Consider the following 10,243-nt stretch of genomic DNA (forward strand, 5'->3'; position numbering starts at 1 on the left):
GATGCTTTCCGTCATCCGCATGGACCTGCTGAAGCTGCGCAGCGTCGCAGGGGCGATGTTCCCGCTGCTCATCATCGTGTTCTTTTTGTCCGCGACGCTGAGCGTCAGCGCGGCGGTCTTCCTCTATGTGATCGTCGTCTACTTCTTCGTGTACACCCCCGCCGCTTACGACGAGCAGAGCAAGGGGGACTACCTGACCGGCTCGCTGCCCGTGCGGCGGGAAAAGCTCGTGGCGGCGAAATACCTCTATGATCTCGCGGTGGTCGCCGGAGCCTGCCTGGCGGCGCTGGCCGCCGGGGGGATCGGCGCGGCGCTGAAGCTCGGCCGGGGCGGCTCGGTGACGGGGATGCTGCCGGTGCTCATCCTGATCGGCTGCGCCTTCACGGCGTTCGTCCAGCCGCTCATCCTCGGGTTCGGCGTGACGAGGGCCCGCTACTGGATCCTGGCCGCCTACGCGTTCGGCGTCGCGGCGGCGACCGTGCTCGGCATGAACGTGGGCGGAACGCGCGCGCAGATGCCTTCGGCGCTGCCCGGCTGGCTCGCCCCGCTGCTGATCCTGTTCGGCGCGGCGCTGCTCGCGGTATCCTATCCCATCGCGCGGCGGCTCTACGCCCGCCGCCAGTTCACCGACTGAGGAGGCCCGCCATGCGAAACGTGCTGCTGCTCTGCCGGACGGACTGGTTCCGGCTCGCCGGCCTGCCCAGGTATTCCCTTGTTTACCTGCTCATCCTGGCCGGCTTTTCCGTCTCCACCCATGTGGCTCCGATCGGCTATATCATGGCCTGCTACGTCCTGTCCGCCACGGTCGTGGGCTTCGACGACAACGGCGCGGCCGGGCTCTTCACGGGGACGCTCCCCGTCAGCCGCGCCCAGATCGTGTGGGGAAAGTACTTCTTCTGCACCGCGTTCCTGCTGCTGGCGGACGGGGTCGTGCTGCTCGTGAACCGCGCGGCCGCCGGACTGCTGCCGCCCTCCGTCAATCCGCTGCCGATCGGCTCGCTGCTCGCCCTCCAGTTCTGCGGCGCCGCGGTCATCATCGCGGTATCGCTGCCGCTCATCCTGCTGCTCGGCTCGATCCGGGCGCGCTACGGGCTGGTCGCGATCTACATGGCGGTCTTTTTCCTCCTCTTCCGGTACGCCTCGGAGGCGGGGCGCGGGGGGCTTCCGCCGCTGCCGTCCGGCGAGGTTTCCCTGCTCTGGCTGGTCGGGGCGGCGGCCCTGCTCGCTTCCGCCCTCATCACCGTGTGCCTCTACCGGGAACACGAATATCTGCAGTAGCGGGCGGGCCCTTCCGGCGAAACCGCGTTGACAAACGGGAGGGGCTGTAGTAGCATAAATGTGGAAGCCCCGCTCGACGGGGACGGAAGGAGGCCTTCGGATGATCAGGCTCAGGCAGGGGACCCCGGGTAAGGTCTACACGGTAAGCTGGGTGAAAGGCGGCGGCAGGATCGCCCGCCCGCTGGAGGAGCGCGGCGTGGTCGCGGGCGTCGACGTGACGCTGCTCTCCCTCACGCCGGAGGGGGGCGCGCTGGTGCGCCTCCGGGACAGGGAATTCTCCCTCACCCCGGCGGAGGCGGAAAACCTCGTGGTGGACGCCCCGCTCGTGCGCAAGAAGGGGGACCCGGTGTTTCTCGGAGGGTGCTGCGGCTACGGCAACACCTCCGCGATGTGGGAAAAATACGTCAACGGAGACGCGCCGTCCGAGGACTGACCGCGTCAAAAAGCCCCCGCCGCGAAAGCGGCGGGGGCTTTTACCGTTTATGCGCTCAGAGCTGAGAGAAGCCGAAGCTGTTGGCCAGCGCGTCGATCTTGCGACCCTGCTTGCACATCGGGCAGTCGCGGAAGGAGTTCGACTGGTAGCCGGGCAGGTCGGCGGCGGAGAAGAGATGGGTGATCGGGTAGCCCTCGATCTCGTCCTGCACGCTGAACACGGCGGTGATCCCCTCGGCGATGCCGCCGTAGTAGGCGATGCATTCGAGCGCGCGGTGGATCGTCTTGCCGGTGGTGACCGAGGCGAGCAGCAGGAGCACGTGCCTGCCGGTAAGCATCGGGATGAGGTTGTCGCGGAAGATCATCTGCCCGTTGGTGTTGAACTCGGGGGTGACGACGAAAATGTCCTTTTCGCTGTTGACCGATGCGAGGTTATTTTTGGCGAGCTCCTGCGCCAGGAACGCGCCGATGACCTCGCTGCCGTCCATGCAGATGATCGTGTCGACGGGCTTCTCATAGGCGTAATGCTGCGCGAGCGTGACGGCCGCCTCGCGCGCCATCACGAAATCGTGCTTCATCATCGTGATGTCGATGTAGTAGTTGATGTGGGAATGGCTCGTGACAAAGTGGCCGGGAATCGCGGTGATCTCCAGGTTGCGGTTGCTGGACGATACGATTTTAACCGAATTCATAACCATAGCTGTTCCTCCATTCTTCGCACATACATTGTGTCTAATGTCATTATACCATTTTTTCCCGCGGGGGACAAGAAAAAAGCCGCCGTTCCCTCGGAACGGCGGACTTTTTTCCGGTTTCACCGGGATGCGGGAAAAACGATCCCCCGGCGTCCGGCCGGGGGATTCTTTTTCGCGCTTTCTGAAGAAAGCGCCCAAAGACTTTTTGATCAGGCCGGCCTCCGCCCGCCCCGCCTCCCGCGGCCCGTGCGGGAGGGACGGGGACGGAACCAGCCGGCAGGGGCGGCGAATGCGGCGGGCCGCCGCGCTTCGCCTGAACCAAAAGTTTTGAAAGGGTTTTGGGGAAGCTCTTTCAAAACGCTTTGCGGCACGGGCAGAGCCGGTGGCGGCGGATGGCGGCCGGCCTGCACCAAAAGTTTTGAAGGGGTTTGGGGGAAACTTTTTCAAAAGTTTCCCCAAATTATCTTACCGTAATCTTCTGGGTATAGTCGGAGCCGCAGGGCTGGACGGCGGGCAGGCCGAGGGAATAGAGGTCGGTGGCGCGGGCCTCGAGGGAAGCGAACCGCGCGCAGGCCTCGTTTTTCTCCGCGAGCTTGAGCAGCGAATGGGATACGGGGATACGGGTGGTTCTGTTGGCGGCGGAGAGGATCTCCATGCCGCGCTTGTTGAAGGAGAGGACCCGCGCGTAGGGGGGCGGCAGCGTCATGAGGTCGGCGTCCACGCCGAGGTAGGCGTTCCACACGAGCCGGCGGATGCGGGAGAGGGGATAGCGCTTGGTTTTGACGAGGGAGAGCAGCTCGTCGAGGGAGACGGCGGCGCGCACCCCGTCGTATAGGCGGTTGTCGAGCCCCTCTCCCGACACGTCGGGCAGGGCGGAGAAGGCGCTCTTCTCCATCCGCCGCAGGGTGGAGAGCACCGCCGTGTTGAGGCTGTGCGGGTCGAAGGGCATCAGCCCGGCGGCCGCGGCGGAGCGGTAGACGCTCATCGCGGCCGCGGGGACGTAGGGCGCGAGCGCCTCGGCCGATTCGAGGTCGAGCAGGTTGCGCAGGTGGGAGGCGGAGGCGAACTGCTCCCCGGGTTCCCGCGCGTCGTGGGCCGCGCCCGCGCGCGGGATGGTGAAGGGCGCGATGCGCAGCTCCTGGAGGGAGATCTGCTTGAGATATTCCACCGCGAGGGTGTTGTTGGGGGAGGAGAGCACCTCCGCCACCTCGGGGCCGTAGAGCTCCTCGACCGCCTTCTGGCGGGCGCGGGCGTAGGTGACGCCCGTATCGAGCAGGTTTTTCGTGTATTCGCCGCAGTAGGGGGCGAGCACCGCGCCCGCCGCCTTCGCGAGCAGGTCGATGTCGCCGCACTCGCTGCCGAAGGCGAGCACGTCGACGCACCCCAGCCCGCCAAGAATCCCGACCGCGCCGGCCGCGAACCGTTCAGCGGTGGCCATCGCGTAGGGGAGCGGAAGCTCGAGCACGAGGTCCGCCCCGCAGGCGACGGCGGCGTTGGCGCGCACCGTTTTGGGCGCGCAGGCGGGCCCGCCCCGCTGCACGAAGCTGCCGCTCATCACGGCGACGATGTGGGTCGCGCCCGCCGCGCGCGCGGCCTCGATCAAATGCGCGTGACCGTTGTGGAAGGGGTTGTATTCCGCGACGATCCCCGCGACGACCTGATTGCCCATCCGATTCCCCTCTTTTTGCCCGGCGGCTGGCGGAAATATTTGCGGCATTCCCGGCAAGCGCCTTGTATTTTTAGCCATAGTGTAATAATATATAAATGTATGTGTCGATGTCAAGCAAAGGGACCATCGGGCAACAACAAAGAAAGGGAGAGCAAACATGAAGATACTGGTTATCAACGCGGGAAGCTCGTCGCTGAAGTATCAGCTGATCGATATGGAGGAGGAGCAGGTGCTCGCGAAGGGCAACTGCGAGCGGATTGGGATCGACGGGGTGATCACCCACAAGGCGGGGGAGCGGAAGACCTCCTACGAGGTGCCCTTCCCGACCCACACCCAGGCCCTGAAGGAGCTGGTGAAGCTGCTGACCGAGGGGGAGGGCCGCGCGATCGACAGCGTGCGGGAGATCGCCGCGATCGGCCAGCGGATCGTGCACGGCGGCGAGCTGTTCACCAAATCGGTGCTCATCACCGACGACGTCCTCAAGGGGATCGAGGACATCTGCGACCTGGCCCCGCTGCACAACCCGGCGGCGGTCCAGTCGATCCGCGCCTGCCGCGACGTGTTCGGGGACACCCCGCAGGTGGCGGTGTTCGACACCGCCTTCCACCAGACGATGCCCGAGAAGGCGTATATGTACGGCCTGCCCTACGAGTATTACGAGAAATACCATGTGCGCCGTTACGGCTTCCACGGCACGAGCCACCGCTATGTGAGCAACCGCCTCTTTGATATTTCTGACATCAGCCGTTCGGGCAGCCGGATCATCACCTGCCACCTCGGCAACGGCAGCTCGCTCTGCGCCATCAAAAACGGCATCTGCATCGACACCAGCATGGGCTTCACCCCGCTCGACGGCTTCATTATGGGCACCCGCGCGGGCAGCATCGACGCCTCGATCGTGACCTACCTCGCCGAGAAGGAGGGGCTGTCGATGAAGGAGATGAGCGACATGCTCAACAAGAAATCCGGCCTGCTCGGCCTTTCGGGCATCTCGAGCGACAACCGCGACGTCACCCGCGCGGCGGACAAGGGCGACCCGCGCGCCCAGCTCACGGTGGATATGCTCTCCTACCAGATCAAAAAGTTCGTCGGCAGCTACGCGGCGGCGCTCGGCGGGCTCGACGCGGTCGTCTTCACGGGCGGCATCGGCGAGAACGACCACCACGTCCGCAAGCGCGTTTGCGCCGACATGGAGTTCCTCGGGCTGAGCATCGACGTGGTCGCCAACCGCGAGGCGCAGGGACAGGAGCGCAACATCTCCGCGCCCCACAGCCTCGTCGAGACGTGGATCATCCCGACCAACGAGGAGCTGCTCATCGCGCGCGACACGGAGGAGATCGTCTCGCGGGCGTAGTCCCCGAATCCAGAATCAAAAAGCCGGGGCGCGGTGACCGCGCCCCGGCTTTCCGTTACTCCGGGTCCGTATCTTTTCCAAAGAGCTTCTCGAAGACCTCGACGACGGCGAGCTTGGGTTTGAAGAGCGGCTCGCTGTTGAGCGTCTCGATCTCCTCGAAGGCGGGCATGTCCTCTGCCATGGCGGCGGAAACGCAGATGGGCGGGTACATGACGCACCACCAGTTGTGCCCCGCGCCCTCTCCGATCGTGACGCGCACCGCGTCGTAATCGCCGGCGGGCAGCATGAGGTCGTCGTACTGCCGCGTGGTGAAGTACATGCGGCAGAGCTCGGCGCGCACCGGCGCGTCCACCCCCGCCTCGTCGAGCGCGGCGCGGGCGGCGGATTCGATGGCGGGCAGGTTCTGCCGCGCGGCCTCCTTCGCGTCCGCCTGGGTCTGCGGCCCGGCGAACACGCCGCCCACGTCGGCGAGGATGCGGTCGCGCACCCGCAGCTTTACCTGCTGGTCGGCGGGGCTGTCCGAATTCGCGAGGATATGTAGACGGACCACGTCGGCGCGCACGGCGTCGCACTCCTGCCCGAAGGCGGCCACGTTGGAAAGGAAAACCGCCAGCACGATCCCCAGCAGCACCGCGAGATCGAGGCGGGTAATCAGTTGGAAACGCCGCTTTTTGTATTTCATGAAAAATCCCCCCAGCTTTCGTTGGAGGGATTTTTGACCGCCTTTCGCGGCATTATACAGTCGGAGGGGTATTTTCGTCGAGCTCCTCGAGATCGTAGGGGGTCGTCTGGTAGACGTAATAGTTGAGCCAGTTGCAGTAGAGCAGGTTCGCGTGCCCCCGCCAGGTGTAGGGCGGCTTCTGCTTGGGGTCGTTGTGGGGGAAGTAGTTTTCCGGGATGTGGATGGGCAGTCCCTTCTCCAGGTCGCGGAAGTATTCCTGCGAGAGGGTGTCGCGGTCGTACTCGGAGTGCCCGGTGATGAAAAACTGCCGTCCGTCCCGCCGGCCGACCATATAGACGCCCGCCTCCTTGGAGGAGGCGAGGATCTCCAGCTCGGGGCATCGGTCGATCTCCCGGCGGCTGACCGTCGTGTGGCGGGAGTGGGGGACGTAGAAGAGCTCGTCGAATCCGCGGGTGATCGAGTGGTTCTCAACAAGCAGGCGGTGCTGGAAGATGCCGAAGAGCTTTTCGTCGAGGGGGTATTTGTTGACGCCGTAGTGGTAGTAGAGCCCCGCCTGCGCGCCCCAGCAGATGTGCAGGGTGGAGTAGACGTTCTGCTTGCTCCACTCCATGATCTCGCACAGCTCGTCCCAGTACTCGACCTCCTCGAACGCCATCTGCTCGACCGGCGCGCCGGTGATGATCATGCCGTCGAACCGCTGCCCGCGCAGGTCGTCGAAGGTCTTGTAGAACTTGAAGAGGTGCTCGGACGGCGTGTTCTTCGAGGTGTGGGACTTGGTCTGCATCAGTTCGATGTCCACCTGGATGGGGGAGTTCCCGAGCAGCCGCAGCAGCTGGGTCTCGGTCTCAATCTTTTTGGGCATGAGGTTCAGGATGACGATCTTCAGCGGGCGGATGTCCTGATGCAGCGCGCGGTACTCGGTCATCACAAAGACGTTCTCGTTTTCGAGGATCCGGGAAGCCGGCAGGCTGTCCGGGATTTTAATCGGCATGGGGATACCACCTTCGACGTTTGATAACCTTCATGATAGCGCATTGCGCCCGCAAAATCAAGGGAAGACGGGCCCCGGCGCAGGCCGCTCCCAATTTTCATAAAAAAACTTTGGGAAACCCGTTGACAAAATTTTTTGATTATGGTATTATACAAAAGCTGTCTCGTGCATAACGACAGAAATGCCCGGTATGCGACAGCGGCCAGCACCTTGAAAAATGAACAACGAGAGAAGAGAAACGAGGAACCCGAAACGAAGGTTTTGGGGGAATCACCCTTGAAAAGAATTTGAGTATCTCCGGATACAAAAGCGAAACCAGCAAAGGAAACTTTGCCGGGAGGACCTTTGAGAAGATTTGAAGCCGAAAGGCTTTAGATACCATAATCAAAGAGTTTGATCCTGGCTCAGGACGAACGCTGGCGGCGCGCCTAACACATGCAAGTCGAACGGAGTGTTTTCACGGAAGTTTTCGGATGGAAGTGGTTACACTTAGTGGCGGACGGGTGAGTAACACGTGAGCAACCTGCCTTTCAGAGGGGGATAACAGTTGGAAACGACTGCTAATACCGCATGATATTACCGGGTCACATGGCCTGGCAATCAAAGGAGCAATCCGCTGAAAGATGGGCTCGCGTCCGATTAGCCAGTTGGCGGGGTAATGGCCCACCAAAGCGACGATCGGTAGCCGGACTGAGAGGTTGAACGGCCACATTGGGACTGAGACACGGCCCAGACTCCTACGGGAGGCAGCAGTGGGGGATATTGCACAATGGGCGAAAGCCTGATGCAGCGACGCCGCGTGAGGGAAGACGGTCTTCGGATTGTAAACCTCTGTCTTAGGGGAAGAAAATGACGGTACCCTAAGAGGAAGCTCCGGCTAACTACGTGCCAGCAGCCGCGGTAATACGTAGGGAGCGAGCGTTGTCCGGAATTACTGGGTGTAAAGGGAGCGTAGGCGGGATGCCAAGTAGAATGTTAAATCCATCGGCTCAACTGGTGGCAGCGTTCTAAACTGGCGTTCTTGAGTGAGGTAGAGGCAGGCGGAATTCCTAGTGTAGCGGTGAAATGCGTAGATATTAGGAGGAACACCAGTGGCGAAGGCGGCCTGCTGGGCCTTAACTGACGCTGAGGCTCGAAAGCGTGGGGAGCAAACAGGATTAGATACCCTGGTAGTCCACGCCGTAAACGATGATTACTAGGTGTGGGGGGACTGACCCCTTCCGTGCCGCAGTTAACACAATAAGTAATCCACCTGGGGAGTACGGCCGCAAGGTTGAAACTCAAAGGAATTGACGGGGGCCCGCACAAGCAGTGGAGTATGTGGTTTAATTCGAAGCAACGCGAAGAACCTTACCAGGTCTTGACATCGGATGCATACCATAGAGATATGGGAAGCCCTTCGGGGCATCCAGACAGGTGGTGCATGGTTGTCGTCAGCTCGTGTCGTGAGATGTTGGGTTAAGTCCCGCAACGAGCGCAACCCTTATTATTAGTTGCTACGCAAGAGCACTCTAATGAGACTGCCGTTGACAAAACGGAGGAAGGTGGGGATGACGTCAAATCATCATGCCCCTTATGACCTGGGCTACACACGTACTACAATGGCACTCAAACAGAGGGAAGCGACACCGCGAGGTGAAGCGGATCCCAAAAAAGTGTCTCAGTTCGGATCGCAGGCTGCAACCCGCCTGCGTGAAGTCGGAATTGCTAGTAATCGCGGATCAGCATGCCGCGGTGAATACGTTCCCGGGCCTTGTACACACCGCCCGTCACACCATGGGAGTCGGTAACACCCGAAGCCAGTAGCCTAACCGCAAGGAGGGCGCTGTCGAAGGTGGGATTGATGACTGGGGTGAAGTCGTAACAAGGTAGCCGTATCGGAAGGTGCGGCTGGATCACCTCCTTTCTAAGGAGCGATTGGCTTTTGGGCCAAGAGTTCTGGTCAGCAAGGGAATCTGCTCGTTGTTCATTTTTGAAGGCGCTGCCTTCAATTTGGGCTCATAGCTCAGGCGGTTAGAGCGCGCGCCTGATAAGCGCGAGGTCGGTGGTTCGAGTCCACTTGAGCCCACCAACTGCGAAAGCAGTTGGGCGAAAGTTGAGAGAAACACATAAGCCGTAAGCGGAGTGTGACTCGGGACTTGAGCCCGCCAACAAAGCTTTTATCGCTTTGTAACGCACCTTGAAAATTGAACAATGGAAACAAATATCTGCAAGCTAAGTAAAGAAATTATTCTAGGAATAGGGTAATAGAAACTACAATAGCCGAACGAGAACCAAGATTCAAGCATGGTCAAGCTACAAAGGGCACAGGGCGAATGCCTTGGCACTGGGAGCCGAAGAAAGACGTGATAAGCTGCGAAAAGCCACGGGGAGCCGCAAATAGGCATTGATCCGTGGATGTCTGAATGGAGCAATCCGGCGGATGTAACGATCCGTCATGGCGCACTGAATCAAATAGGTGCGTCAGGGGAACCGCCTGAACTGAAACATCTAAGTAGGGCGAGGAAGAGAAATCAACCGAGATACCGCAAGTAGTGGCGAGCGAACGCGGCATAGGCCAAACCGGAAGGAGCAATCTTTCCGGGGTTGTGGACTGCATAAAGCATTGTCAATCTCTAGCTGAACTGCATGGGAAGGCAGACCGGAGAGCGTGAGAGTCGCGTGAGCGAAAGAGAGAGACAGCTGGCAGGATCCAGAGTACCGCGGGACACGTGAAACCCCGTGGGAAGCCGGGGGGACCACCCTCCAAGCCTAAATACTCCCCAGTGACCGATAGTGAATAGTACTGTGAAGGAAAGGTGAAAAGCACCCCGGGAGGGGAGTGAAATAGTACCTGAAACCCTGAGCCTACAAGCACACAGAGCGCGTCAAGGCGTGATGTGGTACCTTTTGTAGAATGGTCCGGCGAGCGTATGTATGCAGCAAGGTTAAGCACTTATGGTGCGGAGCCGAAGGGAAACCGAGTCTGAATAGGGCGTCAAGTTGCATGCATAGGGCCCGAAACCGGGTGACCTATCCATGTCCAGGTTGAAGTGGGCGTAAAAGCCCATGGAGGACCGAACCGACCTCCGTTGAAAAGGCGGCGGATGAGGTGTGGATAGCGGAGAAATTCCAATCGAACCCGGAGATAGCTGGTTCTCCC

At 61.1% G+C, this 10,243-nt stretch carries 8 protein-coding genes, 1 tRNA gene and 2 rRNA genes (1 of these 11 only partly in view); 7 read left to right on the forward strand and 4 right to left on the reverse strand.

Translation table 11 applies throughout. From position 1 onward, the window contains the following. Position 1: 1 nt before the first annotated feature. From C1A13_RS03710 to C1A13_RS03720, 3 genes are all read left to right on the forward strand, one after another. A complete protein-coding gene (locus C1A13_RS03710; protein ID WP_242970891.1) occupies positions 2 to 634 on the forward strand; it encodes an ABC-2 transporter permease in 633 nt (210 codons plus the stop codon). Positions 635 to 645: 11 nt separating this feature from the next. Continuing rightward, positions 646 to 1,278, forward strand: a complete 633-nt coding sequence (locus tag C1A13_RS03715) for an ABC-2 transporter permease (protein ID WP_101549240.1) — start codon at positions 646 to 648, stop codon at positions 1,276 to 1,278. A 100-nt stretch (positions 1,279 to 1,378) separates the two neighbouring features. After that, on the forward strand, positions 1,379 to 1,711 hold the full coding sequence (locus C1A13_RS03720; RefSeq protein ID WP_172439155.1) for a FeoA family protein: 333 nt from the start codon (positions 1,379 to 1,381) through the stop codon (positions 1,709 to 1,711). Positions 1,712 to 1,766: 55 nt separating this feature from the next. On the opposite strand, the gene C1A13_RS03725 is transcribed toward C1A13_RS03720, so the two are convergent. Continuing rightward, a complete protein-coding gene (locus C1A13_RS03725; protein WP_101549243.1) occupies positions 1,767 to 2,408 on the reverse strand; it encodes a phosphoribosyltransferase in 642 nt (213 codons plus the stop codon). Between the two features lie 457 nt (positions 2,409 to 2,865). Beyond that, on the reverse strand, positions 2,866 to 4,074 hold the full coding sequence (locus C1A13_RS03730) for a tRNA(Met) cytidine acetate ligase (protein WP_158595678.1): 1,209 nt from the start codon (positions 4,072 to 4,074) through the stop codon (positions 2,866 to 2,868). Positions 4,075 to 4,231: 157 nt separating this feature from the next. On the opposite strand from C1A13_RS03730, the gene C1A13_RS03735 reads away from it, so the two are divergent. Beyond that, positions 4,232 to 5,428 (forward strand): acetate/propionate family kinase, encoded by a 1,197-nt coding sequence (locus C1A13_RS03735; RefSeq protein WP_101549247.1) that lies wholly within the window; start codon positions 4,232 to 4,234, stop codon positions 5,426 to 5,428. Between the two features lie 55 nt (positions 5,429 to 5,483). Here the strand turns inward: C1A13_RS03735 and spoIIR are convergent, their stop codons facing one another. Then, positions 5,484 to 6,110, reverse strand: coding sequence for a stage II sporulation protein R (gene spoIIR, locus C1A13_RS03740; RefSeq protein ID WP_101549249.1), 627 nt, complete (start codon positions 6,108 to 6,110; stop codon positions 5,484 to 5,486). Between the two features lie 52 nt (positions 6,111 to 6,162). Next, the gene (gene metA / locus C1A13_RS03745; protein ID WP_101549251.1) at positions 6,163 to 7,101 is read right to left on the reverse strand and encodes a homoserine O-acetyltransferase MetA; all 939 of its coding nucleotides are present in this window, start codon (positions 7,099 to 7,101) and stop codon (positions 6,163 to 6,165) included. A gap of 381 nt (positions 7,102 to 7,482) precedes the next feature. Between metA and C1A13_RS03750 the strand changes: the two genes are divergently transcribed. The 3 genes from C1A13_RS03750 to C1A13_RS03760 form a co-directional block, all read left to right on the forward strand. After that, a 16S ribosomal RNA gene (locus C1A13_RS03750) occupies positions 7,483 to 9,007 on the forward strand. A gap of 88 nt (positions 9,008 to 9,095) precedes the next feature. After that, a tRNA-Ile gene (locus C1A13_RS03755) sits at positions 9,096 to 9,172 on the forward strand. A gap of 217 nt (positions 9,173 to 9,389) precedes the next feature. Further along, positions 9,390 to 10,243: ribosomal RNA gene (locus tag C1A13_RS03760) — 23S ribosomal RNA — on the forward strand (it continues 1,978 nt past the right edge of the window). The 16S and 23S rRNA genes sit together here with 1 tRNA gene alongside, the layout of an rRNA operon.

Source organism: Anaerotruncus massiliensis (ex Togo et al. 2026) (assembly GCF_900199635.1).
Lineage (GTDB): Bacteria > Bacillota > Clostridia > Oscillospirales > Ruminococcaceae > Anaerotruncus > Anaerotruncus massiliensis.